The 23,562-nt window shown below is 51.5% G+C and carries 24 protein-coding genes; 10 read left to right on the top strand and 14 right to left on the bottom strand.

The window, feature by feature from the left end; translation table 11 throughout:
• The first annotated feature begins 115 nt into the window (after positions 1 to 115).
• The 8 genes from B157_RS0101645 to B157_RS0101610 all read left to right on the top strand — a co-directional run bounded on the left by B157_RS0101645 (position 116) and on the right by B157_RS0101610 (position 7,233).
• Positions 116 to 1,009 (top strand): outer membrane protein assembly factor BamD, encoded by an 894-nt coding sequence (locus B157_RS0101645; RefSeq protein WP_020601637.1) that lies wholly within the window; start codon positions 116 to 118, stop codon positions 1,007 to 1,009.
• Positions 1,010 to 1,127: 118 nt separating this feature from the next.
• Positions 1,128 to 1,439 (top strand): DNA-directed RNA polymerase subunit omega, encoded by a 312-nt coding sequence (locus B157_RS0101640; RefSeq protein ID WP_020601636.1) that lies wholly within the window; start codon positions 1,128 to 1,130, stop codon positions 1,437 to 1,439.
• A 120-nt stretch (positions 1,440 to 1,559) separates the two neighbouring features.
• Positions 1,560 to 2,801 carry a bifunctional phosphopantothenoylcysteine decarboxylase/phosphopantothenate--cysteine ligase CoaBC gene (gene coaBC / locus B157_RS0101635; RefSeq protein WP_020601635.1) on the top strand — a complete coding sequence of 414 codons (1,242 nt, stop codon included), beginning with the start codon at positions 1,560 to 1,562 and terminating at the stop codon, positions 2,799 to 2,801.
• 87 nt (positions 2,802 to 2,888) lie between these two features.
• Positions 2,889 to 3,794, top strand: coding sequence for a type IX secretion system protein PorD (porD, locus tag B157_RS0101630; protein ID WP_026308412.1), 906 nt, complete (start codon positions 2,889 to 2,891; stop codon positions 3,792 to 3,794).
• Between the two features lie 99 nt (positions 3,795 to 3,893).
• Positions 3,894 to 5,561 (top strand): DNA repair protein RecN, encoded by a 1,668-nt coding sequence (recN, locus tag B157_RS0101625; protein WP_026308411.1) that lies wholly within the window; start codon positions 3,894 to 3,896, stop codon positions 5,559 to 5,561.
• Between the two features lie 130 nt (positions 5,562 to 5,691).
• Positions 5,692 to 6,150 carry a hypothetical protein gene (locus B157_RS0101620; RefSeq protein WP_020601632.1) on the top strand — a complete coding sequence of 153 codons (459 nt, stop codon included), beginning with the start codon at positions 5,692 to 5,694 and terminating at the stop codon, positions 6,148 to 6,150.
• Positions 6,151 to 6,184: 34 nt separating this feature from the next.
• Positions 6,185 to 6,796, top strand: a complete 612-nt coding sequence (locus B157_RS0101615; RefSeq protein ID WP_020601631.1) for an SCO family protein — start codon at positions 6,185 to 6,187, stop codon at positions 6,794 to 6,796.
• Positions 6,793 to 7,233: a c-type cytochrome gene (locus B157_RS0101610; protein WP_020601630.1), complete on the top strand. Its 441-nt coding sequence runs from the start codon at positions 6,793 to 6,795 to the stop codon at positions 7,231 to 7,233. Before B157_RS0101615 ends, B157_RS0101610 begins: the two co-directional genes overlap by 4 nt.
• A gap of 17 nt (positions 7,234 to 7,250) precedes the next feature.
• On the opposite strand, the gene lptC is transcribed toward B157_RS0101610, so the two are convergent.
• Genes lptC through B157_RS0101595 form a run of 3 tightly spaced genes read right to left on the bottom strand, consistent with a single transcriptional unit; the run spans position 7,251 to position 9,963 of the window.
• Complete coding sequence (lptC, locus tag B157_RS0101605) at positions 7,251 to 7,865, bottom strand: LPS export ABC transporter periplasmic protein LptC (protein ID WP_020601629.1); 615 nt, start codon at positions 7,863 to 7,865, stop codon at positions 7,251 to 7,253.
• 15 nt (positions 7,866 to 7,880) lie between these two features.
• Positions 7,881 to 9,113, bottom strand: coding sequence for a BamG family beta-barrel-assembly machinery protein (bamG, locus tag B157_RS0101600; protein ID WP_020601628.1), 1,233 nt, complete (start codon positions 9,111 to 9,113; stop codon positions 7,881 to 7,883).
• A 28-nt stretch (positions 9,114 to 9,141) separates the two neighbouring features.
• Complete coding sequence (locus B157_RS0101595) at positions 9,142 to 9,963, bottom strand: type III pantothenate kinase (protein ID WP_020601627.1); 822 nt, start codon at positions 9,961 to 9,963, stop codon at positions 9,142 to 9,144.
• A 283-nt stretch (positions 9,964 to 10,246) separates the two neighbouring features.
• Here B157_RS0101595 and B157_RS0101590 point away from each other — a divergent pair, with 283 nt between their 5' ends.
• Positions 10,247 to 11,038 (top strand): LytR/AlgR family response regulator transcription factor, encoded by a 792-nt coding sequence (locus tag B157_RS0101590; RefSeq protein WP_020601626.1) that lies wholly within the window; start codon positions 10,247 to 10,249, stop codon positions 11,036 to 11,038.
• On the opposite strand, the gene B157_RS39545 is transcribed toward B157_RS0101590, so the two are convergent.
• From B157_RS39545 to B157_RS0101550, 8 genes are all read right to left on the bottom strand, one after another.
• A complete protein-coding gene (locus B157_RS39545; protein WP_020601625.1) occupies positions 11,016 to 11,276 on the bottom strand; it encodes a hypothetical protein in 261 nt (86 codons plus the stop codon). The two genes, B157_RS0101590 and B157_RS39545, sit on opposite strands and share 23 nt — an antisense overlap.
• Positions 11,277 to 11,348: 72 nt before the next feature.
• Positions 11,349 to 12,005, bottom strand: coding sequence for a histidine kinase (locus B157_RS39540; RefSeq protein ID WP_020601624.1), 657 nt, complete (start codon positions 12,003 to 12,005; stop codon positions 11,349 to 11,351).
• 42 nt (positions 12,006 to 12,047) lie between these two features.
• Positions 12,048 to 13,166, bottom strand: a complete 1,119-nt coding sequence (locus B157_RS0101580; RefSeq protein ID WP_020601623.1) for a sensor histidine kinase — start codon at positions 13,164 to 13,166, stop codon at positions 12,048 to 12,050.
• 120 nt (positions 13,167 to 13,286) lie between these two features.
• Complete coding sequence (locus B157_RS0101575; protein WP_245565004.1) at positions 13,287 to 14,549, bottom strand: right-handed parallel beta-helix repeat-containing protein; 1,263 nt, start codon at positions 14,547 to 14,549, stop codon at positions 13,287 to 13,289.
• 114 nt (positions 14,550 to 14,663) lie between these two features.
• The gene (locus B157_RS0101570) at positions 14,664 to 15,164 is read right to left on the bottom strand and encodes a lipocalin family protein (RefSeq protein WP_020601621.1); all 501 of its coding nucleotides are present in this window, start codon (positions 15,162 to 15,164) and stop codon (positions 14,664 to 14,666) included.
• 138 nt (positions 15,165 to 15,302) lie between these two features.
• Positions 15,303 to 16,034, bottom strand: a complete 732-nt coding sequence (locus B157_RS0101565; RefSeq protein ID WP_020601620.1) for a VOC family protein — start codon at positions 16,032 to 16,034, stop codon at positions 15,303 to 15,305.
• Between the two features lie 117 nt (positions 16,035 to 16,151).
• Positions 16,152 to 17,216, bottom strand: coding sequence for a methyltransferase (locus B157_RS0101560; RefSeq protein WP_020601619.1), 1,065 nt, complete (start codon positions 17,214 to 17,216; stop codon positions 16,152 to 16,154).
• 189 nt (positions 17,217 to 17,405) lie between these two features.
• Entirely contained in the window at positions 17,406 to 18,140 is a 735-nt protein-coding gene (locus tag B157_RS0101550) for a hypothetical protein (RefSeq protein ID WP_020601617.1), read from the bottom strand.
• 197 nt (positions 18,141 to 18,337) lie between these two features.
• Between B157_RS0101550 and B157_RS0101545 the strand changes: the two genes are divergently transcribed.
• On the top strand, positions 18,338 to 19,426 hold the full coding sequence (locus B157_RS0101545) for a sensor histidine kinase (RefSeq protein ID WP_020601616.1): 1,089 nt from the start codon (positions 18,338 to 18,340) through the stop codon (positions 19,424 to 19,426).
• Here the strand turns inward: B157_RS0101545 and B157_RS0101540 are convergent.
• From B157_RS0101540 to B157_RS0101530, 3 genes are read right to left on the bottom strand one after another with little or no spacing between them, the layout of a single operon-like run.
• Positions 19,423 to 20,571: an FAD-dependent monooxygenase gene (locus B157_RS0101540; protein WP_020601615.1), complete on the bottom strand. Its 1,149-nt coding sequence runs from the start codon at positions 20,569 to 20,571 to the stop codon at positions 19,423 to 19,425. The genes B157_RS0101545 and B157_RS0101540 overlap by 4 nt on opposite strands.
• Positions 20,572 to 20,609: 38 nt before the next feature.
• Complete coding sequence (locus tag B157_RS0101535) at positions 20,610 to 22,379, bottom strand: hypothetical protein (protein ID WP_020601614.1); 1,770 nt, start codon at positions 22,377 to 22,379, stop codon at positions 20,610 to 20,612.
• A gap of 34 nt (positions 22,380 to 22,413) precedes the next feature.
• A complete protein-coding gene (locus tag B157_RS0101530) occupies positions 22,414 to 23,535 on the bottom strand; it encodes an NHL repeat-containing protein (RefSeq protein ID WP_020601613.1) in 1,122 nt (373 codons plus the stop codon).
• Positions 23,536 to 23,562 lie beyond the last annotated feature (27 nt).

The raw sequence follows: 23,562 nt of genomic DNA, 5'->3' as shown, positions 1-23,562 counted from the left end.
CTTTTTGTTAAAATACGCTAAATAAGGCTGTGCACAACGGCTTTTGGTAATACGACAGGCTACATCGCCGTTTTAACCGATGTAGCCTGTATTTTTTTTGTATCTTTGCACACATATGCAACACCATCATATTGGTAAGTTTCTGCTGGGAACCTGGCTCCTGTTCCTGCTGAGTTCATGTAGTCCGTTTTCGAAATTACAGAAGAGCGGGAATGATGAAGAAAAGTATAAAGGTGCTGTTCAGTACTATAACAAAGGAGACTGGTATAAAGCAGGTCTGTTGTTCGAGGAGTTGATTCCCGTTCTGAAGGGGAGCACAGAGTCAGAAATGGCCCAGTTTTATTACGCTTACACGCAGTTTCGCCAAAGTCAGTACCTGCTGAGTGCTACGCTGTTCAAGAAGTTTTACGAAACGTTTGCCCGATCCGATTACGCGCAGGAAGCCATGTACATGTACGCTTACTCACTGTATAAAGATACGCCCGCGTTTAACCTCGACCAGTCCAATACCCTGACGGCAACCGCGGCCCTACAGGATTTTATTAATATTTATCCGGACAGTAAATACCGGGACGATGCCACCAAACAAATTCAGGAACTGAGGGAAAAGCTGGAGCGAAAAGCCTACGAAAAAGCCAAACTCTATTACAAAACCAGTGGCTTTAATATTGCCACCTACAAATCGGCGGTTATTTCCATCAATAATTTCCAGCGTGAATTTCCCGACTCTGAGTACAATGAAGAGTTAGCCTACCTGAAAGTAGATGCCGAATTCAGTCTGGCCCAGAATAGTCTGGAAACCAAACAGAAGGAACGTTATCAGGATGCCATTAGTTATCATCAGGCATTTATCGACAAATTCCCGAACAGCAAATACTTGAAGCAGTCAGAAAAGATGTTTGAAACCAGCCAGAAAGAGATAGATCGTCTGGACAAACTGGAGCAGGAACGCGAGAAGGAAAAAGAAAAACTAAAGAACCCGCCGGCAAAAGTGACGGCAGCAAATTAAGTGAATGTAAGGTTTCTGGTTGGCGCGCACCAACTACTTCTACCGGTCCGCCGGTGAGGTTAGTCCTGGCAGGAAACCGCAACTACAAACCGAAAATAAGAAAGGATAAACCAACAATATGGCAACCAATCAATCGATTATCACCCGCAACAACGATAAGATTGCGGAAAAGACCGGCAACCTGTACGAATCGGTATCCATCATTTCGAAACGTGCCCGGCAGATTGCCTCTAAAAACAAAGAGGAGCTCAGCAACAAACTATCGGAGTTTGTTTCGGCGGTCGATAACCTCGAAGAAGTATTTGAAAACCGTGAGCAAATCGAGATTTCCAAGTTCTACGAACGGATGCCAAAGCCCACGTCCATTGCGACCGATGAGTTTCTGGAAGGAAAGGTTTACTGGCGTTACAACGACGAGCCTCAGCCGTAATGCTGGCTCATTTATCACGTTTCACGACCGCACGGCAAGACTACCCGTGCGGTTTTGGCGTTTTTAGACAGTTCGGCGCGCAAGCCAGATTTTCGAACAATAGAGCCATCGGTATACATCATGTCAATTGCGGGTAAACGAATTTTACTGGGCGTAACCGGTAGCATCTCGGCGTATAAATCAGCCCTTCTGGTGCGACTTCTGATTAAAGCAGGTGCCGAAATACAGGTTGTCATGACCGAGTCGGCACAGGCATTTATTACCCCACTGACGCTGGCCACCCTATCGAAGCGACCCGTAGTATCGACCTTTACAGATAACTCAGGTAACGGGAACTGGAATAACCACGTGGAATTAGGTTTGTGGGCCGATGCGCTTATCATAGCCCCTGCCTCAGCGCGTACGTTGGCCCGGTGCGCAACCGGCCTGTGTGATAATCTGCTATCTGCCGTGTATCTGTCGGCACGGTGTCCCGTATTTTTTGCGCCCGCTATGGATGTCGACATGTACCACCACCCCAGCACGGTTGAGAATCTGCGTCGACTCGAATCCTTTGGTAACCATATTATCCGGGCCGAACACGGCGAACTGGCCAGTGGCCTGATTGGTGAAGGTCGGCTGGCCGAGCCGGAAACGATTGTACAAACGCTGGAAAAATTCTGGGAAGAAGGGGAGAAAGCAGGAAAGAACGATGCCTTCCTTTCCCTTCTTTTCAACAAACGGGTGCTTATAACGGCGGGGCCGACGCAGGAACCCCTTGACCCGGTTCGCTACATCAGCAACCATTCGACCGGGAAAATGGGGTATGCCATTGCCCGTGCTTTTGCGAAGGCTGGCGCCCACGTTACCCTGGTAAGTGGCCCCACTGCCTTACCCCTCCCCGACCCCGCCGTTAAACGCATTCCGGTACTGTCGGCACAGGACATGTTTCTGGCAACAGAGGCCGTTTTTGCGCAGGCTGATATTGTGGTGCTCAGCGCAGCAGTTGCCGATTACACGCCTGCTCACCCAGCCAGCCAGAAGATAAAAAAGAAGGACGCTGTTTTTTCACTTGAACTAACCAAAACCACCGATATTGCCGCTACGCTGGGCAGCCGGAAACAGCCCGGCCAGTGGATGATGGGCTTTGCACTCGAAACGGAGAACGAACACGCGAACGCCGTTAAGAAACTTCATTCGAAAAACCTGGACTGGATTGTTCTGAATTCATTGCGTGATGCGGGAGCCGGTTTCGGGCACGATACCAACAAGATTACGGTTATTGATAAAGACGAACAAAGTCACGAATTTGCCTTGAAATCAAAAGATGAAATAGCCTGGGATTTGGTGAATCTGATTGCCGATACGCTAAAGGCCCGGTAAAAATCGTTGACAAAGATGGCTTAGTACACCCTATTGATTAACCAACGGCTAACCCTCCTTTCGGATTAGCCCATAGCTTCATCCATCATGAATGTAATAAAGATGTTAATTTTCCTGGTCTGTTGGGGTGGGGTTGCCCAGGCTCAGGAGTTGAACTGCCAGGTAACGATCAACTCCGACCAGTTATTTGCCCAACAAAAAACGGACTTTGCCTACGTGAGTCAGTTGAAGGGAATCATCACGGAGTTCATGAACAACCGACGCTGGAGTAACGACCAGTTTGCGGTGAATGAACGAATCAACTGCGCCATGAACATTAACCTGGTGAAATCCCTGGCGCAGGGTGTTTTTGAAGCGACGGCCCAGATTACCGTATCACGACCGGTGTACGGGACGGGGTATGAAACCACCACGTTCAGCTACGTGGACCGCGCCTTCAACTTCGTCTATTTACCCACCACACCCGTGTATTTCCGGGAAAATCAGTTTTCCGATGACCTGACCTCGCTGCTGGCCTATTATGCCAATGTCATTATGGCAGTTGACTACGATACATTCAGCAAGCAGGGCGGTAACCCATTCATACAGAAAGCTTTTTCCATCACGAACCTGGCGCAACAGGGGTCACCGAACGCATCCTGGCAACCCAGTGGCGACCGGCGGAATCGGTACTGGCTCGTCGAGAACCTGCAAAACCAGCAGTTAATCCCCTTCCGGGATGGTATTTACGCCTACCACCGGTTGGGTCTGGACATTTTTGCGGCTAATCCGGTGCAGGTGCGCAAACAGACACTCAATTTGCTGACCACCATCCGAACCATCGGGCTACAGCTTCCAAACTCGGTGCTGATCAGTTCCTTCTTTGATGCCAAATCGCAGGAACTGTACAACATCCTGTTCGAAGGGACATCGGCAGAACGCCAGAAAGCCTTTGATTTACTTTCCTATCTGGACCCAGCCAAGACTGAAAACTACCGAAAATTAATACAGTGAATGGCCAACGGCCGGTTAGAGTGAGTAATTTTGTTTTTATTTGTCAGCGCTCTGTTATGGCTGACACACTTCCTTTTCACGGCTAATTGCTTACTGATTTTGCTATCGCATTTACTCATAAAAAATTACGCGCTGATTGACGAACTCGAACTTTCTCCCGACCACGAACTCAATATCGTAACGGGCGAAACGGGTGCGGGGAAGTCGATCATTTTGGGTGCCATTGGGTTGTTGCTGGGCAACCGCGCCGACACTCGTGCCCTCTATAATCCGGAAAAAAAGTGTGTTATCGAAGGCACCTTTGGGGTATCCGGCTACGCCATAGAGCGGGTTTTCGACGAAGAAGAACTAGATTATTCCAGTACGTGTATCGTTCGCCGGGAGATTAGCGTGAGTGGTAAATCCCGGGCGTTTGTGAATGATACACCCGTCAATCTGGAAACGCTCCGGCGCGTCACGAGCCAGTTGATGGATATTCACTCGCAGCACGACTCCGTCCTGCTCGGCTCTAATGAATACCAGCTGGAAATTGTCGATACATACGCACAGAACGAAAATCTACTGCATACCTACCGAACAGACTATCAGGATTACCGAATAAAAAAAGTGGGGTACGACCAGTTGCAGACTGAAGCAACGGCCATGCGAAAAGAGTTCGATTATAATAATTTCCTGTACGAAGAATTAGCCAAAGCCCAGCTACAACCCGACGAACAGGAACAACTGGAGAACGAACTGACGATACTGGAGAACGCCGAAGACATTAAAGAACGATTACAGCTGGCGTACGAATACCTGGATAATGCGGAGCAATCCGTCATTGACTTTTTAAAGGGTACGCTCAGCAATCTGGCTTACATCAGCAAACTGTCGGGCCAGTATGAACAACTGCATCAACGCGCCCAGAGTAGCCTGATCGAACTGCGCGATATTGCCGACGAAATCGGTAGTGAGCAGGACCGCGTGGAGGTAGATGATGCCCGCGTGGAAACCATCCGCGAACGGCTGAACCTAATCTATCAGTTACAGACCAAGCATCAGGCCAGTTCTGTACAGGATTTGTTGGTTCTTCGGGATGAACTGGAAAGTAAGGTAAGTAAAGTACTGAATCTGGACGATGCGCTGGATGCGGCCAAAGCGCAAACGACGGCAGCTTACTCGAAACTTCTGGCCAGTGCCGAAGCCCTGTCCGTTTCCCGCCAAACGGCCCTCTTGCCCATAGAACACGAACTTGGTGCTTTGCTGCACGACCTGGGCATGCCCAATGCATCGCTGAAAATTCAGGCCGAAACAACCAAACCCATGCCGGCGGGTGTGGATACGATTGAGTTTTTGTTTAGTGCCAACAAAGGTATCAAGCCGCAGCAGTTGAAAACCGTGGCTTCGGGGGGTGAATTTTCAAGGCTGATGATGGCCATTAAGTACATCCTGGCCAGCAAGCGGTCGTTACCCACCATTATTTTCGACGAGATTGATACAGGGGTGTCGGGTGAAATTGCGATCAAGATGGGAAATATGATGCATGACATGGCACACAGCCACCAGATTATTGCCATTACTCACCTCCACCAGATTGCCGGACAGGGAACTGCGCACTACTTTGTATACAAAGACCACTCGGCCGACAAAACGGTGAGCCGAATTAAGAAACTAACCCTCGATGAACGAATCAGTGAAATTGCCCAGATGATTGGCGGGAAAAACCCATCGACCAGTGCGTTAAAGAACGCCCGCGAAATAATAAAACAACGGGCAACGGTAAAATAATGTTTTGAACCGTGACATGTTAGAATAAAGAGGCAAGATGTTGGCAGCTATTATCTTACGTCTTTTCTCCTGTCGAACCTGCATTACCAGTACATCCTCTTTCTAAAAAACTACTATTCCTTTCCAGTTTATGAACAGTACAACTAAAACGATTGCTTTTTTATTCACAGCTGCTACGGCCTTCTGGTCCTGTAATGGAGGTAAAGATTCGGTAAAAGCCGCCGAAAATGAAGTTTTCGCCATTCATGATGAAATCATGCCCAAAGTAATGGGTGACCTTGTTAACCTGAAAAAACAACTTAATCAACGCGTTACCTCGCTGGATAGCGTGAAAGCCAGCGGTTCGGCAGCGGCTGTTTTACGAACAGACGAGGAAAAAGCGCAGGCCATGCAGTTGAGTCAGAACCTGACCGTTGCCGATAGCCTGATGAACCACTGGATGGCGCAATACAATGGGGATACGCTTGATAAGTTACCGTCCGATCAAGCCTTGTATTACCTGACTACCCAAAAAGATATAATCACCGATGTTAAAACAAAAGTTAACTCCAGTATTGAGCAGGCCCGCCAGTTTTTGGGCAAAAAATAAACAATGGCTTATACTCCCGGGCTTCCTGACCCTGTTGTGGGCCTGTGGCGGAGCGGGCAGCGACAGACTTCCGATTCTGGGACAACGCGAAGCCATAACGAAAACAGTAGACGGAAAGCAAGTGACGGACTCAGTCTATCAAACCATTCCCGACTTTGCCTTCGTCAGTCAGTACGGGGATACCGTTACGGCCAAAACCCTCGATAATAAAATCTATGTAGCCGATTTCTTTTTTACGAGTTGCCCGACCATCTGTCCAAAAATGAAGGTACAGTTGAAACGGGTGTACGAAAAGTTTAAAGGAAACCCGGATGTGATGTTGCTCTCGCACACCATCGACCCCGCCCACGATTCAGTATCCGTGCTCAAAGAGTTCGCACAAAACCTGGGCGTAACCGGTCGGCAATGGCTATTTGTAACGGGCGACCGGGACAAGATATATGACCTCGGCCAGAAGAGCTATATGGTAACCGCGCAGGCCGATTCAACCGCGCCGGGGGGCGTTATTCATAGTGGCGCCTTTATTCTGGTCGATAAAGACAAACACATACGGGGTATCTACGACGGCACGACCGAAGAGGGCGTTGATAAATTAATGACCGACATGGATCGGCTACTGGCTGAGCAGGCCGCACCCAAATCATGAGTATATTACCCAGTCTATTAGCCGTCCTGGCTTGCGTTTGCTTCGTTTCCTGCCAGAGTGAGGAAGAAATAAAACGGGAACGGTACATCACAGAAGGCATTCTGGTATACAAAGGAAACTGCGCCAACTGCCATCAGACCAAAGGCCAGGGACTGGCGGCACTGTACCCGCCCATTGCCAAGTCGGACTATCTGGTCAACAAGAACAAGGTCATTTGCCTGATCCGGTACGGGCAACAGGGTAAAATCAGGGTCAATGGCAAACAATACAACCGCCCTATGCCCGCCCACCCGCAACTCAGCGACCTCGAGATAGCCGAGGTGGTTACGTACATCTACAATCAGTGGGGAGGAGAGAAAAAGGTGACGGATGTAAAATCGGTTGCTCCCGTGCTGGAGCAGTGCCGAACCGAGTTGAGCAATGCCACAATGAAGTGACGTTAACCAACCGGATTTTATATACCACCCTGCACGTTGAACACCCCGTTCACCTTGCGGATGGCGTATTTAGAGAAATCCTGATTGGCATCCAGCCCTGTTCCGTATAGTTTTTCGCCCGTCAGCTGGCTCAGGATGGATACGTCCTTATCGGTGTATACTTTTTTGGTAACGGGATTCCAGGTTAGCTCGGGTGTGAGCAGCTTTTCCTGCTTTTGCTTGTTAACGACCACCACGTGGCCCATCACAACGTATATATCCTTGGCTTTGTCATAACGACCGGAATCTGAATCGATGGTCGTTATCTCCTGTCCGGCCGGGTTATAAAACAGGATATGGACCGGTTTGGGGTAGCGCCGGTTTTCGTTTTCATACCGTAGCTGCTTCGCCGTAGTGAGTTTAACCTTTACCACCGCCCCCTCGCTATACAGCAGTTTTACATCGTTGATTTCTTCAATCGGTCCGCTATACGGAACTACCTTTTTGGCCTGTTTCGGCTCACCGCAGGCCAGAAGTATGAATGAACAATGAACAATGAACAATGAATAATAGACCATTTTCTGCAAGTACTGATTTCTAATTACCAGTAGCACTGCCTGTCTGTTAGCCATTATCCATTTTACATTATCCATTCTACAGTAGAAAAGTTAATCAACCACCTGTTTCCGGAACCACCAGTCGTTCAGCGAGAAGCCGATGCCTATCCGTACATAGCGTTCCCGAATCTGGTTGCCCGTCAGCACGCCCCGCTGACCCGCCACGACCGAAACACTGATGTGATTGACCAGGTAAGAACCCAGTGGCAGGGAGAATCCAAGGCTACCGTTTATGTCATTTATTTTCAAACCCGACACCAGATAAGGCATCTGATTATACTGGAAACCAGCCCGGTACGTAATCAGGTCGCGATACCGGTTCGACGTAGGCTTGGGGGTAAACTCGGCACCGGCCGCAATATTCATGGCATCGACCAGGTTGCCTGATTTACCATCGGGCGTGCGATACTGGCTCCACTGCTGTAATCCCACATCGACACCAACCAGAAATGAATTTCCTTTTTCCAGGCTTATGCCAAAACGCATCTGCTGGGGCAGGGTAGTAGCCCCGGAGGAGTTGAGCCGCAGGGTGTCGGGAGCCGCCACCACCTGCTGAGCCGTGTTGGTTTGCTGATAAATATCCGTTTGCTGCGCACCAACCCGCATCTGGGGGTCGTACGTAGCGCCTACATTTAATGTCAGTTTCTCAGACAGTTTAGGCCGCCAGGCAGCGCCCAGTTTCCAGACAATATCGCTGTAGTTCGTTCGATTCAGCCGATTGATAAGTACGTCTTCGGCACTCCCCGTAAATACTCTGGAACTGGAGGTGTGCGTAATGTTGCCAAACAGGAAAGAAGCTTCCACACCCGCATAGATATTTTTCGTAATGCGAACCCCGTTAGCTATCGATGCTTTATTCAAGCCGCCACGACCCGTATATTCATATCGGGTGGGGTACGTTGTTCCCGGTACGGTAGAGATTTCCTGCGTGTTATAATTGACGAACGTATAGGGACGCAGGCTGATCGATATATTCCAGCGCGAATTGGCCGGAAACGCCAGTGCCAGATACCCCAGGTTACCGGACACGTTACGCTGATTCTGCAACTGATTACCGATGTTCTGGCTAAGCCCTTTCGATTGACCAAGCAGGCCCACTTCAAATACCGTAAAACGGGTTCGGCGAGCGAGCAGAGCCGGATTCTGCAGATTCAGGTAGAATGGGCTGGCATTACTGATACCCACCTCCCCCATACCCATATTCGTTACGTTGGCCGGGCTGTATAGTTCACCAACACCCAGTGCCGAATAGGGTGAATTGCCTAATCCCTGCGCCAATACCATTGGCGATGTAGCGGCTACAGCCAGCAAACTATGTGTTAACGTCAGGCGTATTCGCTTGTATAGTTTCAACATTATAGCGTAAAATTCGATTCAATCCCATGAGCACTAATTCGGGCACTACAAATATCGGGGGTTTAAGACGACTTTCAAAGGCGGAGGCATCACCCCCACAGAGTAATACCACCAAACCGGGCCGCTCCCGCCGGTAGCTTTCCACGATACCGGTCAGTTCAAAAGCCAATCCATTCATCACCCCACTTTGCAGGGCAGCCTGCGTATTTTTAGCGGTCAGGCCCGGCCAATCCAGCCCGGACCAGTCAGCCGGTGTGTCGACTAATGGCAACCGGGCCGTTTGCTCGTGCATGGCCCTAAACCGCATGCGTAACCCCGGCGAAATCAATCCGCCCTGAAACACCGCATCCCGGTCGACCAAATCGGCCGTGAGGCAGGTGCCGACGTCAAGAATCAGGCAATCCTGCCCCGGAAACAGCGTTATAGCCCCCACTGCCGCAGCCAGGCGGTCGGCCCCGAGCGTGCCGGGTGTATCGTACGCTTTACGCAGGGGCACGGGTGTCTGGCTATCGAACACGATAAGACCGGCGTTTATGCCTGCCAGCCGTGCCTTAATTTCTTCGGCCGGCCGACTCGTTGAGGAAGCGATTACCTGTGTAACCGACCGGTTGGCAAGCGCAGTTACCAATGCGTCAAGATCGGTATACTGCCCCGTTTCAATTAATTCAGTACCGGCAAACCAACCGGTTTTAAGGCGTGTATTTCCCCAGTCGATAACCAGATTCGTAGCGGTTGGCATATAGCATTTCCAAATGCAGTACGAAAGGGCAACGCTCATGTTGAAAACAAAATTGGCCCATTCCGGCTGATTTAAGGTTTTTTAACGGCTGTTCGTACCTGCCTGGGCAGGTATTGAAGCAGGCAGACTGTTTGTCGTACCCGCTGCTCTCACAAAGCCAGACTGGGAAAAACGCCGGATTTGTGAGAGCAGTGGGTACGTTTCAAGTGCCTGTTGTGCGGTTTCACGGCTGCATTTTCCAGCTCCATCGGCAAAGAATAGGGCAATCGCACAAGTAAATTAGTAGTTTTATGCTGTTTAGAAAACGTAAAATCGGGGTGCGATGAATGTACTTATTATTGAAGATGAAGAATTGGCGGTCCGAAAACTGACTAAACTGCTTCAGGATGTGGACCCTACCCTCACCATAGTGGGGACAACACCCAGCATTCGGGCCTCGGTGAAGTGGCTGGAAGATAACCTGCCCGGTCAATCATCGGCACCTGATTTAATCCTGATGGACATCGAACTAGCTGATGGACAGAGTTTTGAAATTTTTGAGCAGACCCGCGTTACGGCTCCCGTCATCTTTACTACATCGTATGATGAATATGCACTGAGAGCCTTTAAGGTAAATAGCATCGACTACCTGCTCAAGCCTATCAAGCGCCAGGAACTGGAAGCCAGTCTGGAAAAACACCGGCGAATCAGCAGTGGAGTCGCTCCCGAAACGACCCCGGCCGTATCCATTGATGCGCTGGTCCAGCAACTTCGTCAGCAGATAGCCCCAACCGATTACCGACGGCGGTTTCTGGTCCGTCACCTCGCGCAGTGGGTGCCTATCGAAGTGACTGACATTGCTTATTTCTGTTCCGAAGATGGAGTCAGCCTGTTCCGTACACGTAAGAACCAGAAGTTTTCGGTTGACTACACACTTGATGAACTGGATGCCATGCTCGACCCTGCGCAATTTTTCCGGGCCAACCGCCAGTTTATCGTCGACATTGGTTCAGTGCAACAGATTCACCCGTATTTCAATAACAAGCTGAAACTTACCCTCAGGCCCAACCCCGACGAGGAGGTGCTGGTAAGCCGCGAACGCGCCACCGATTTCAAGAAATGGATGGGGAAGTAAGCTGATTTTCCTGTACCAGCGGCAGACTTACCACGAACCAGCCCGCTTGCTCTTCAATCAGCAGGTCGCCCGCCCCGAGCAGCCGATACCGGGTCGCCAGGTTCGTTAAACCGGGGCCAACACGATCAACCCGGACGCTTTTTCGCTGGCGTGTATTGGTGATATAAAGCCGACAGGCGGAGGTAGTATAAATGTGGATATGAAGGGGCTGGTCGGGGAGAATTACGTTATAACGCACCGCATTTTCAATCAGCGTTTGCAGGGGCGGAATAAGTAAGTCGTTTTGATGGGTATCAATGATCAGATTGAGCTACAGACCGGACCTGTAACGGGTTTGCAGCAGGTGAAAATAGGAGCGGATAAAGTCGATTCCTTCGCCAGGAGACACAAAATTACGTTCGCTGGCCTGTAACAGATACCGAAATACCGCCGTCAGTTCATCAAGAAACAGGTCGGCCTTCACCGGGCTCTCGCCAATCAGCGACGAGAGCGAATTAAGACTGTTGAACAGAAAATGCGGATTTACCTGGTGCTGTAGTGATACAAGCTGACTTTGCAGCGATACTTTCTCTAACAGGCTGGTTTCTATCGTTTCGCGCTGCCACTGCTGTAGAATATACCACCCTTCGTAAATCGAGAAATAGATAAAATGGCAGAAAAGCTGAATACCAATCGTGCGGCTGAGTTCGACGGTGCTGCCGAAGTATAAAAAATGGCCGTCGATCATGAACCGTGACAACAACCGCAGCACCCAGGCCAGATTGACCAATATGGGCAGCGCCACCAGCAGCCATAGTAGCCGTCGGCGGATGTTGGCTAAGCCGGGAAAATGCTGCTGAATCCGCAACACAACCCAGCGGGCTAGTTGCCAGCAAAAGATACCTGCTACCAGGGCGATAGCATCGTTGAAGAGTAATGTGCCAACCGGTAACCGGGTATACCAGTCGAGTCGAAAAAAGAAAGCCACAAACCAGACCCAGCAAACGCAGACGGGTATCGTTCAGGGCTGTCATAGTCCGGAGCTATAATGGGGTTCTGCGGCCAGCAATGGCAGTTTAACCACAAATTGCCCGTTTTCTTCCCCGATCAGGATGTCACCCTGACCAAGCAGGCGATATTTGGTGGCAATATTGGCCAGTCCAACCTTGTTTGAGAGTATAGATGTCTGCCTGCGCTGCAAATTATTCTGAACGATCAACTGGTGCCCCTCCGTTCGTATTGCTACAGATAGGGGCTGTTCAGGTAGTATTATATTGTGTTTTACGGCATTCTCCACCAGCAACTGTAGGGTAAGTGGAGGAACCCGGCAGTCCAGCAGCCCCGCGTCAACGGTAATACACAGACCGATACCGGCTCCGTATCGGGTTTTGAGCAAATGAAAATACGCCCGGACGAAATCCAGCTCGCTGGCTAAATCGGTCAGATGCTGATCATTGGCGCGGAGCAAATACCGGTATACCGTACTGAGTTGCTCCAGAAACACCCGTGCCTGGCGGGGATCATCGTCAATGAGGGAATCCAGTACATTCAGGCTATTGAAGAGAAAATGCGGGGTTACCTGCTGTTTTAGGGCATCAAGCTGACTTTGCAGGTTAGCTGTCCGTAGCTTTTCCTGCTCCTGTTCAGCCTGCCGTAGCCGTTTCTGATTCAGCGACGAATCGCGGATGAAAAACAGGGTTTCGTAAATGGCCTGGAAGAAAATAAAATTGGTAACGGCCTGCACAAAGTCGAAGCCGTACAGGTTGAGGGCAATTGTCCGTTTATTGATAGTAATGCTGGCCCCATGATTTTCGGGATGATAATTGGCCAGCGTACCATAGGCAAGCAAATGCCGTATCGCCCCCGTCAGCCAGAAAATCAGTGTACTGGACAGACTCCCCGCCAGAAACGTAAGCAGTAATCGTTTAACCGTCTGTCGTTTAGACGGATACTGCTGTCGGAAGTAAAAAATGAGTGCCCGCATTACGTGCCAGGTAACCACAATGGCAACGAACGTAGTCAGTGCCCGAACGATCAAGCCGGTCGACAGTGGCCGTTCATAGTAGTCATCAATGACCAGGCTCATCAGCATCAGCGCGGTAATACCGCCCACCCGTAACCATTTATCGTTCAGCGTACTCACTACCATGTGGGTAAAAATAAGGCTAAGGGCTGCAAAAATTAATGAATTATGCCTCTTCCCCGATCCCCGGTACGATAAAACGGAATAAACCGCCGATGAAGCGGTTTATTCCGGCAATGACAGACCTTATTTGTCAATCAGTACGTTCGTCTGCGTGTTGGCTTCAAACGTGTTGGCGGTACTGATGTCGGTGTTGGCCGAAGCTCCGTAGCCTACAAAAACCCCGTACCCCCCACTGCCACTGACATGGGTATTTTTTATGCTGATGGAAGCCCGGGTACCCCAGACGGCCACATTGGCTTTCTTGTTCGAGACAATCTGGATGCTGCCGGCATTGCTGACTTCCGCATTTTCCAGCACGTTTTTACTATCGGCCGAATAGTAGATAATACCGCGCCAGTAGGCCGCCGTATGACTGGCACTGGTGAATACTATCTTTTCCGTTGCCGTCCCTCTGGCACTTAAATAGCCAGTGGTGTTGACCTGAATTATGGCATCCCGGTTTAGTTCTACCGTTACGCCGGGTTTCAGGCTAAAGCCCGCATTGATATCCAGTACGCCATTGAGCCGGTATGGGGTTTTGTCGGCAAAGCCAGCCCATACGATTTCGCTACCGCCGGTTACAGCCGACTGAGCCACCTCTACCACATTACGGCCGTTGCCACCCGTGAAGGTTGAGGCTGGATCTAATCTGGCTACATTGTCGGCGTCGAGCAGGATGCCCGCTTCGGTATTATTGGTAAAGGCATTTTTCTCAAACTCACGCAACAGGCCACCGGTGTACACATAGATTCCGTAGCCATCATTTTCCGAGAACAGGCAGTTTTTCAGCCCGATCTGTGCTTTACTGCTACCCGATAAAAATAGAGCGGCTTTGGTGAGGCTGTACGCCGTACGGCTCCCGGCATGAAGCACATCAACATATTCCAGCGCGTTGACGTTGCTGCCCGAATAGAGGGTAATGCCCGCCCAGTAGCCTTTCGTTCTCTGCACTCCTATAAACCGAATCCGTTGCCCGGCAGTACCTTTAGCGATGAGCATACCGCCCCCATCATTAACGTTCATCCGTACGTCGCGCTCAAAAGCGATCACCACGCCGGGGTTGATAGTCAGTTCGCTGTTCACATCAATGGATTTGGTCACGATATAATCCGGCAGGTCGGGGTTGGCAACCTGATCCACCAGGGTTGTTTTGGTCGTGATGTTCGTACTCAGCAGAATGGGATCTGTCACCGTTGGAACGGGTTGGATGGCGTCATCACCGGTTCCTTTTTTACAGCCCGTTAGCAGAAACAGGCTGGCCATCATCAGGAAAACTAACCGGAGGCCGGTTTGAATCAGGATGGGCTGAACACTCAGGTTCAGCGAGAGGTATGTTGTTGGTTTCATAAAAAAAGAGGAAGCCCCAGACCCCATTGAGAGAGCCGTTTTTAACGTGAACTGTTCATACACTGGGGAGCTGAAACGAATACGAACAGATGGATTGAAACGTGATTTTTCTGATCAGATGGCCTTCCAGTGAACCGTATTTTTGACTGGTTTACCCTTTTCCAGGTCTGTCTTTTCAATGATCAGGACACTGGCAGAAGCTTCGATCACCGTCCAGGTCGCAGGCTCTGTGGACTTACCGGAATCAGTAATGGTCAGGGTGCGGCTGGCAGAATCGTATTGCCAGGTGTTGATCCTGTCGCTGTTGCTGGCAGAATCGGAACACTGAAGTTGCCCACGTGAGGTAACCATCGTTCCGTTTGCATTAAACGCGAGTGAGTTATCCCGGTCGCAGGCGGGCATGAACGAAAACAGATCGGACTCCAGCGTACCGTCGCCATTGAAATCAATAGCAGGATTCAGCACAAAAGCAGTCATCTGCCAGCGGGGCCCCACAAAGGCAGGGTTGGCACTGGTGCCAGTAGTACGAATATCGGTATCGTTCCGGCAGGCAGCTGTAAGCAGCAGGAGGCCGATTAGTAGGATATTGAGCGAGCGTAATGGAAAATGGTTCATTGTTATATGTGTTGTTTAGAGAAAGGATTACTGCCGGTTGGCCTGACAAAGTTGACCGTTGGGGTACCAAAGGCCGCTGACCATACCAACCAACAGTCAAAGGGGCTGTTTCAACCGGAAAAAAGAGGGATTAAACCGTTACACGGCCAGGGATGAACGAGATTCAGAAGCAGACACCGACCGAACACTCCAGCCGATGGGTAGCCGGTTAACTTCATAGAAATAAAGCTCCTGCGAACTTCTGTCCGGCCCGTTCAGGAACCGGACGCGGCAGTAGTTTAAGCCAGCGGGGGTGGCAGAAAATAACCATTTACGGCCCACCCGCGACAGAATAAACAATCCATTATCATCGCCCAAAGCGTTAAAATCAGGCATGGGCGTCGATTTATCGTATTGCGGAACGGCAAACCGCTCCTGGATCTGTTCCGATGTGCAGGCAACATCTTCCGTAGCCAGGCCAATCTCACTAACGCCCTGAAACAGGTCATTGATGGTCAGGTTGGGGTTATCCAATGGCAAGTCTGTGCGGGCAATAAACTCCAGCAGGTTGCCGGTACCATCATAAAAATAACAGGCTCTGGCCCGCCAGTCGGGGAAGTCGGCAATGGTTTTGCCGGGTTGCTGCGTATCCAGATAATCCAGATCGAAGTAGTGCATGATCACCTCCAGCGACCCACGGGGTACGTTGATGGCGATATGATACGGATTTACTGGCTGGCAGACGGACCGGAAGGTTAGTTGTGTCCAGCCAATTCGTACAGTCAGACTGTCGGCTGACCGAGCCAATACGGACAGGCCCAGACGCTGGACGTAGAAAAGCCGGGTGGCCTCCAGATCAGGGGTGTAAAGATCGAGTTCGAGAATTTTCATACAAAAAGAGGAGAATCATCAACAGGCATTGGAATGCCTGTTTTCAGGAAGATAGAAAGGGAGCCGGATTGATTCACCCGGCCCCGGATTGTTGTTTACTGCCCGGATCAGGGGGTATTATTTGTAGGCAATCACAATACTGGCCGAACCGGCCAGCGACCGTTTTTCCGTTGACCGGAAACCCGCTTCCAGGGCCCACCCGTTGAAGTCGGCGTGGGTGTAGTCGAAGCCCCCGTCTGTTTCGATGAGCATATTCAGCGACATCAGCAGTCCGAAGGTATTTTGTCGCCGTTCGTCGTCGATGATGTTTTCAATCACCACCAGGGCACCATTTTCGGGTAAAGCTTCGTACGCTTTTCGGATCAGCATCTTCTTAATATCCAGGTTCCAGTCGTGCAGGATATTGCCCATTGTAATGACATCGGCCGTTGGAAATGAGTCGGCAAGGAAATTGAACGTTCCCACCTGAATCTGATGCGCCAGACCCGCCTGCGCTACGTTATGGGCGGCAATGGGTGCTACCGGCGGTAAATCTACCGACAGGCAATCGAGGTTCGGGTATTGCCGGGCTACGCAGATTGACAGCGTAGCATTGGCTCCACCAATGTCGCACAACGAGTTGTACTGCCCGAAATCAAACACGTTGGCCAGTGCCATGAAGTTGCCTGCCTGCGCCCCGGCCATTCCGTTCAGAAACTGCTCCAGCACGGCAGGCTGGGCGTAAATAGCATCAAACCCAGGTTTGCCGGTATGCTTTATTTCGTTTTGAGGCTGGCCGGTACGAAGCCCTTCTTCCAGACTCCCCCAGTACGGGTAAAGCCGATCATTAGCCATTTCGAGCAGGCCACCCACATAGGCTGGCGATGATTTCACCAGAAAGATACTGGTCTCCAGTGTATTGCCGTAGCGGACAGTAGCGCCGTTATCATGACGGCAAAGTAACCCCAGCGATACCAGTGTGTCGAAGAAATCGGTACTGCTACGTGTATGCAGGCCCAACTGTTCGCGGAGTTCTTCGCCGGTAAATGAACCATCACCAATTTCAGTGAACAGGTCTAGTTTAACGGCAGCCAGCAGGGTTTTGGAGGCCCAGAAGCCCATACCGATCTGTATGATGTGGTCGGGAGTGATAACCGTTTTTGGCGCAACGGCCGTTTTGGATTCAAGGGTAAGTGTTTCCATCTGATTTGTTGTATTGGCTGTAAGCCGGTTTGGTTAAAAAAAGAGGAAGTCGCCGGATGAGTGGCGGTTTATTATTTACTGATTCAAAGATATTGGCCCCTTTACAGGGTAACAGGAGCGAACCCGATGAAACGGAAAAAGCCGCTGATGAAGCGGCTTTAGTAAACAGACTGGCTGTTTGCCGGCTGGCTAGTAAGCCGTAGGCATCAATTGGTCTTCCGCAACCACGGGCGTACTATGCCGTGCAAACCACCGGAGTTTTATACCCAACCAGATGGCCCAGATGGGAGCCAGCAGCAGGTAACCATTTAATCCAGCCGTAGCTACTGCTTCCAGCTCCAAAACCTCGCCCAAACCATCGAGCAGGGATGATAGGCCCAGCAGGATCGTTATCCAGCGGAAAGCCCGGCCAAACCGGGTCAGATAATAGCCCGTCATCAACCACCAGACACCGGCCAGTGTCACCTCCAGCGTATTCCATAATCCACCGTACACCAGTCCGACTATTGTTTTGTAAATAAGCCGGATGGTAGCCTGCTCACTGGCAGCGGCCGACGAGTAGTCGGCCAGTAACATAGGGATCAGGACCGCCAGGATGGCTGCTCCAATCGCCCCAATCAGCACGTAACTGGTAGCGCAGTAGGTAATAAGTCGCGCCCAGGGCGTTTGCGCCTGCAACCATTGCCGCAGCCAGAAGATTGCCGGTAGCAGCAGCAGATAATAACCGGCTATATCGAAGAGCATCGACCAGCGCAACAGGTCGGCATTAACCATTGGAATAGCCAGTATCTGCACCGGATCGGAAAAGGCTTCCGGATGATCGGCCAGGGCTACGCCGGATAGAACCAGGGATAGCAGGGCCAGGGGACCGGACAGGAGCGTCAGCAGACCCACCTGACGGGTGTAAGCAGTTGATGTGTTCATACGAAGTTGTTTTTGGTTTACCGGTCAAAGTTGACTTCGTCTGGGTACATAGCCCATTATGAAGTCAATGAAACGGAAAAAACTACCGATGAAGCAGTCTGATTAGTAATTCCTTACGATTCGTATAGTAAGGCAGGGAGTTTGTCTGACCGGTACAATTATGTATTTTTGACTATCCAACCCGCTATCCCTTACCCATGAACGTACCGCAGTATTCCCGTTACGACTGGTTGCTACAGGCCATTGTGATACCTATCTACATTGGCGTACTCAACTGGGCGTTGATTGGGCCGGTTTATTGGCAAAACTGGTTCATATTCGGTGTTGCTACGCTCATTGCCAGCTGTTTCTCCTTTGTGGGCTGGCTCATAAATAATGTCGCTGCCAACTCCATGCATCGCCGGTATCCCCGAAAAGAGCAGTACCGGCAACGGCTTACCCGGCAGACTGTTCTGTGTATTTTCGACTCTTCCCTGAACACCATCCTGCTGTTTTTTCTGTACAGGTTTATTGCTTTTAATGATTTCCAGCCGCCCCTGATCCGGCTTGCTTTGGGATTATCGGTAACCCTGACGGTAGTAGCGCTGGTGCTCCTTGCCTACGAAAGTATTCACTCGTTCGACCATTGGCAGGAATCGGAGCAGACGGTAGAAACGCTTAGCAAGGCGCAGCTGCGGGCACAACTCGACGCGCTCAGACAGCAGGTCAATCCCCATTTTCTCTTCAATAGCCTCAACTCGCTGATCTCGTTGATCGATGAAAATCCCCACCAGGCGGGTATGTTTGCCGAAGAACTCAGTTCCGTGTACCGGTATCTGCTCCGGGCCAACGAACTACCACTAACCAGCCTGGCCGCTGAGCTCGACTTCGTTCAGTCCTACTACCACCTGCTGAAGACGCGTCATGGCGACTCCCTCACGCTCATCACCCGCATCCAGCCCGGTCTGGAAGATCGAAAACTCCCTCCCTTAACCCTGCAACTCCTGATTGAGAATGCCGTGAAGCATAACGCAATTCTGCCCGAACAACCCCTGACCATTTCGCTCACGACCGATGAGCAGCAGCGGCTAACGGTGAGTAACAACCTACAGCGCAAGCCCGGCAACGTATTATCCAACGGGATAGGCCTGAGCAACATCCTGCATCAGTATCGCATGCTGGGCCAACCTACGCCAGTGATTGAAGACGATGGGGAAACATTCCGCGTTACGCTGGCTTTAGTCGTCGATTCGCCGGTCAACCCCGCTTTGGGTCGTACCGTCCGCTCACCCTGGCAGAGCCGCTAAAAATTAACCTGATACAGTTGCTCCAGCTGCCGTTCATTGATACGGTCGGGCAACCGGCGAAACAGCCCATTACGAAGCATCGTAAATAGCGGGTTGGTGATTTGCGCCACCTGCCCGATTCGCCGGGACGTCGTAGTGATGTAATGAGTTCGTGCCAGCCGCCGACGCTCGAACCCGGCAAAAGCCTCTTCCACCAATTGACCTCTGGCCAGCTCATCGGCCAGGACGACAGCATCTTCTATGGCCTGGCAGGCTCCCTGCCCCATGTTGGGCGTGGTGGCATGGGCCGCATCGCCCAACAGCAGCACTCGCCCAAAGGCATAACGGGACAGCGGTTTCAGATCAATGATGTCATTCCAGAGCAGGTTTTCGCCGGGTGTTTGCGCCAGCAGTTCAGGAATGGGGGCGTGGTAGTGTTTAAACCGGTCGGCCAGATCGTACGGGGTCAACTGGCGCATCGGTTTGTGTTGGGCGGGGGCGTTTACGCAGGCAAACCAGTACACCTGCTCATTGGCTAGCGGCACGATGCCTACCCGCCCCCGGCTGCCCCAGGTTTCGGTGGCTTCGTGCAGGATAGAGCCGGGCTGGCGGACCACTGCCCGCCAGCAGGTGTAGCCCGCATAGCGCGGGACCGACTTAGGCACGAGTTGTTGCCGGATCAGCGAATGGATACCATCGGCAACGAGCAGGTAGGGCGTCTGGTAACTCGTCTCATCATCGAAAAAAATGGTAACGCTATCCGGTTCCTGTACGATACGAACAGCCCGCTTACCCGTTTGAACAATATCCGAATCAATGCTTTCTAACAGAACCCGGTGCAGTTCGGCCCGATGAATGGCAAAATTATTCACGCCGTAGCGTTGGCTAATAGCGCGACTATCGCTGCGCGTAATGGCTTTGCCCCACTCATCCAGAATAGAAAACGCGTCGAGTTGGCGCCCGCTGGCAATTACCCGGTCGGCCATACCCAGACGCTGGAATGCCTGAATGGCGTTGGCCGCCAGAGCAAGCCCTGCTCCTACCGGCTTCACGTCGGGTGCGGCCTCAAAAAGCGTGGCCCGGATGCCGATTCGCTGGAGTGCAATAGCGGTGGTTAGGCCAGCGATGCCCCCACCCAGAATGGCGAATGCAGGTTGTGTGTTCATGGCTTACGCAGTTTTTACAAGGTCGAATGCCTAAATAATCAGTACTTACCCGCTGTGTTATCCCACTCCACGGAGACCTGTTGCATCCAGTTGGGAACATCCGATACATCGCAGTGTAGGTTGTACGAACCGATGCCCACCGGATGAACCGCTGATTTTCCACCTTTCAGCCCATTTCCGTTGAACAACAACCGAAAACGTTCTTCATGAAATTCGGTAGGTAAATGAACGGTGTAGGGCCGGTTATTCAACACGGGATTGCCTTTGCAGGGGGTAAAAACGAAGTTGGAAGGAACCACATTTTTGGCTTCGTATTCAATAACCGCGTCAAATCCACGACCCGGCAGATGATACAGGGCAACGCGAAAATACTGTGGATCGGTAATCCTGCCATCCGGAGTCAGTTCAATATCGCCCTCACTTTTCGACCAGATTTCTTTCTCGGACCCGCAAGACTCCTCGTTATTATAGGAGGAGAACCCATCGCCACCGGCTTGCCAGTGTACATACGACCTGAACGCGGCCGTATTGGGGTTGTTGTCGCCCATCAGCAGATTCAGGTTCTGGGGCGGTGGTGACGCATCGCCCCGGATACGCAGGTAGATGGTACTGGCCTCGAATAGACTTTGGCCTACCCGCGCGCAGGGACGTCTGTAGCGCATGGCCACCGTCCATTCGTTCAGCATATGGGGTTGGCTGGCGACACCCGACGCCGTGTTTACCCGCACTTCGCCCGATGCGGCATTGCCCAGCATCGGTATGCGGCAAACGATGATGTTATCACCCCACAGGCCAATGTCCTCACGGCCGATTACTTCGCCGTTAATCGTCACGCTGGATTTGGCGTTGTCCTGCGCCCCGAAGTTGGCACCGTAAATAATCAGTTCACTATCACGGCCGTTGGGGCCTTTTTTTTCCGCCACCTGGAGGTAGTCGATAAACGGTTCTTTACCCAGGATATCAATGGAGGAAACCAGAAAGGCCTGCCCTGAGCCGGGCAGATTCAGTTCGAGACTGACGGCTACGGTCTGCGTTTTCGTTACCTTTAGGGGAGCAAAATAAACAGCTTCCGGAGCCGTGCTGAGTGGATTAAGCGCCCCTACTCCCGCCAATGACCATTTTTTGACGTATTTCTGCGCTATATATTCCGGATCACCCACCGGATAGCCGTTTTCGTAGTCAGGGACTATGGGCACAGTCAGTCCATCTGGAATAGCAATGTACTCGCGGGCTTCTAGCGTCACCTGCCCCCCTTCGTGAAGCGTTTCGTGAATGGGCCATAAGGTCAGCCACTGCAACAGTGTCCAGTCACTGAAGTGGTTGGTCTGCATGGTCAGCGTGTGCGCATTGGCATTGATGGCGGTAGCCCCTATGAACTGCCAGATTCCATTACTATCCTGATACGCCAGTCCCAGCGCGTTGGCGAAGGTTACGCTGTCCTTCACTGCCGTATAATCCAGCGTCAGTTGAACCGGCTTCGCAAAGGCTTTGCCGTGGGGAGTCAGTCGCCAGCCGTTGCCGATTCCCCCGTTGCAGGTATTGGTAATGGGTTCGATGCCCACCTCCGTCAGGGCCGTCAGGGCCCCGGCGGGTACGGTGATCCTGACGGAGCCATCGGCCGATTGCAGGCTACCGCCTTCGGGACCGATCTGTTTTTTAACGCCCGCTCCCAGAGAACGCCCGATGGTCTCGACGGTACCCCGATGGGCGTTGCCGGGTTGACCAGGTGTAACAGAATCCGCTTCTTTTTTGCAGGCGGCAAGGCCCAGCACCAGCGCGGTGAGTGTAATAAAGAGGAGGGTTTTCATTGAACTTGATGGTTATAAAAAGAGGGATAGTCACCTATTTCCACTCGATAGTGGCTTTACGGATGCAGTGACTGTACGTGTCGGTATAAATAATGTCGCCCTTCCGGTTAATGACCATACCATAGCGGCCATGCTGTGCGCCGGGGTTGGTGTCGGCATAATCGTTACTGACAATGGAAAGGCCGAGGTTATAGAGATAATCATTAGTGCCCAGCAGATACAGGGAGCTGCCCGTGCCGCACACGATCAACAGTTGCTTCGAGTTGGTATCGTAGTGAATTCGGTAGGGCTGATATACGCCCGCCTGACTACGGGGACGCTCGGTCGTGTAGCCCGTTCCGAGGGGAATAAACGTCGATACGGTGCCATCGGGGGTTATTTTCCTGACGCAGTTGTTGCCCCAGTCGGGTACAAACAGGTTTCCGGCTTCGTCGAGTGTCAGATCAGCGACGGTACAGAACTGGGCTTCGCTGCCTTTACCATCCAGCAACGTACATACCGCATCGCCGGTGTATTTGCCCGCCAGGGTTGTTACGGTACTTGTGCTGAGATTCACCTTTCGAATGCAGCGATTCAGGCCATCGCCGATGTAGAGGTTACCATAGTTGTCCATTGCAATGCCCTGCGGCAGGTTGAACTTAGCCTCCGCTAAAGGGCCATCCTTATAACCTGGCAACCCGATAGTAGTGCTCAGGCGGGTTACCTGCCCACTGCTGCTGATACGAAAAATGCCGTTGGGTACATTGCGGGCGTCTCCACTTTCAATGGCATAAAGCGTAACACCGTCGCGGGGGTCCACGCAGAGATCGGTGATGGAGAACATACCTTTGGCAAAAGTCGTGACATTGCCCGCCGGGTCTATTTTGCGGATTACGCTGCCCCCGATATAGCTGTATTGCTGGTCGATAACGTAGATGTTATCGTTTTTGTCGATGGTCATCTGGCCAGGGTAGTTAAACTGAGCAGCCTTTCCTGCCCCATCGGCAAATCCTTTTTTGGTATCGGTACCCGCAATGGTGGTGATGGTCGTATAGGCTTTCCCACGACCAGGCGACCCAGGCGTGGTACCGCCCGGCGTAACGGCATCAGTGGCAGGTGTGGTGCAGGCCAGCATACTGGTCAATACGACTATAAAGGAAAACGAAAAAGCATTCATAAGCCTGGTCATTTAGAGGAGGATGAC

The sequence above is a fragment of the Spirosoma spitsbergense DSM 19989 genome, assembly GCF_000374085.1.
Lineage (GTDB): Bacteria > Bacteroidota > Bacteroidia > Cytophagales > Spirosomataceae > Spirosoma > Spirosoma spitsbergense.
The sequence above is the reverse complement of the archived record's forward strand: the minus strand, read 5'-3'. Positions and strand labels throughout refer to the sequence as shown.

Bases quoted from the DNA above. Each gene is read 5' to 3' on its own strand.
- B157_RS0101645 (WP_020601637.1), top strand. From the start codon at position 116: ATGCAACACCATCATATTGGTAAGTTTCTGCTGGGAACCTGGCTCCTG.
- B157_RS0101640 (WP_020601636.1), top strand. From the start codon at position 1,128: ATGGCAACCAATCAATCGATTATCACCCGCAACAACGATAAGATTGCG.
- coaBC (WP_020601635.1), top strand. From the start codon at position 1,560: ATGTCAATTGCGGGTAAACGAATTTTACTGGGCGTAACCGGTAGCATC.
- porD (WP_026308412.1), top strand. From the start codon at position 2,889: ATGAATGTAATAAAGATGTTAATTTTCCTGGTCTGTTGGGGTGGGGTT.
- B157_RS0101620 (WP_020601632.1), top strand. From the start codon at position 5,692: ATGAACAGTACAACTAAAACGATTGCTTTTTTATTCACAGCTGCTACG.
- B157_RS0101610 (WP_020601630.1), top strand. From the start codon at position 6,793: ATGAGTATATTACCCAGTCTATTAGCCGTCCTGGCTTGCGTTTGCTTC.
- lptC (WP_020601629.1), bottom strand. From the start codon at position 7,865: ATGGATAATGTAAAATGGATAATGGCTAACAGACAGGCAGTGCTACTG.
- bamG (WP_020601628.1), bottom strand. From the start codon at position 9,113: ATGGTATTGGCGCAGGGATTAGGCAATTCACCCTATTCGGCACTGGGT.
- B157_RS0101595 (WP_020601627.1), bottom strand. From the start codon at position 9,963: ATGAGCGTTGCCCTTTCGTACTGCATTTGGAAATGCTATATGCCAACC.
- B157_RS0101590 (WP_020601626.1), top strand. From the start codon at position 10,247: ATGAATGTACTTATTATTGAAGATGAAGAATTGGCGGTCCGAAAACTG.
- B157_RS0101580 (WP_020601623.1), bottom strand. From the start codon at position 13,166: ATGGTAGTGAGTACGCTGAACGATAAATGGTTACGGGTGGGCGGTATT.
- B157_RS0101575 (WP_245565004.1), bottom strand. From the start codon at position 14,549: ATGAAACCAACAACATACCTCTCGCTGAACCTGAGTGTTCAGCCCATC.
- B157_RS0101570 (WP_020601621.1), bottom strand. From the start codon at position 15,164: ATGAACCATTTTCCATTACGCTCGCTCAATATCCTACTAATCGGCCTC.
- B157_RS0101565 (WP_020601620.1), bottom strand. From the start codon at position 16,034: ATGAAAATTCTCGAACTCGATCTTTACACCCCTGATCTGGAGGCCACC.
- B157_RS0101560 (WP_020601619.1), bottom strand. From the start codon at position 17,216: ATGGAAACACTTACCCTTGAATCCAAAACGGCCGTTGCGCCAAAAACG.
- B157_RS0101550 (WP_020601617.1), bottom strand. From the start codon at position 18,140: ATGAACACATCAACTGCTTACACCCGTCAGGTGGGTCTGCTGACGCTC.
- B157_RS0101545 (WP_020601616.1), top strand. From the start codon at position 18,338: ATGAACGTACCGCAGTATTCCCGTTACGACTGGTTGCTACAGGCCATT.
- B157_RS0101540 (WP_020601615.1), bottom strand. From the start codon at position 20,571: ATGAACACACAACCTGCATTCGCCATTCTGGGTGGGGGCATCGCTGGC.
- B157_RS0101535 (WP_020601614.1), bottom strand. From the start codon at position 22,379: ATGAAAACCCTCCTCTTTATTACACTCACCGCGCTGGTGCTGGGCCTT.
- B157_RS0101530 (WP_020601613.1), bottom strand. From the start codon at position 23,535: ATGAATGCTTTTTCGTTTTCCTTTATAGTCGTATTGACCAGTATGCTG.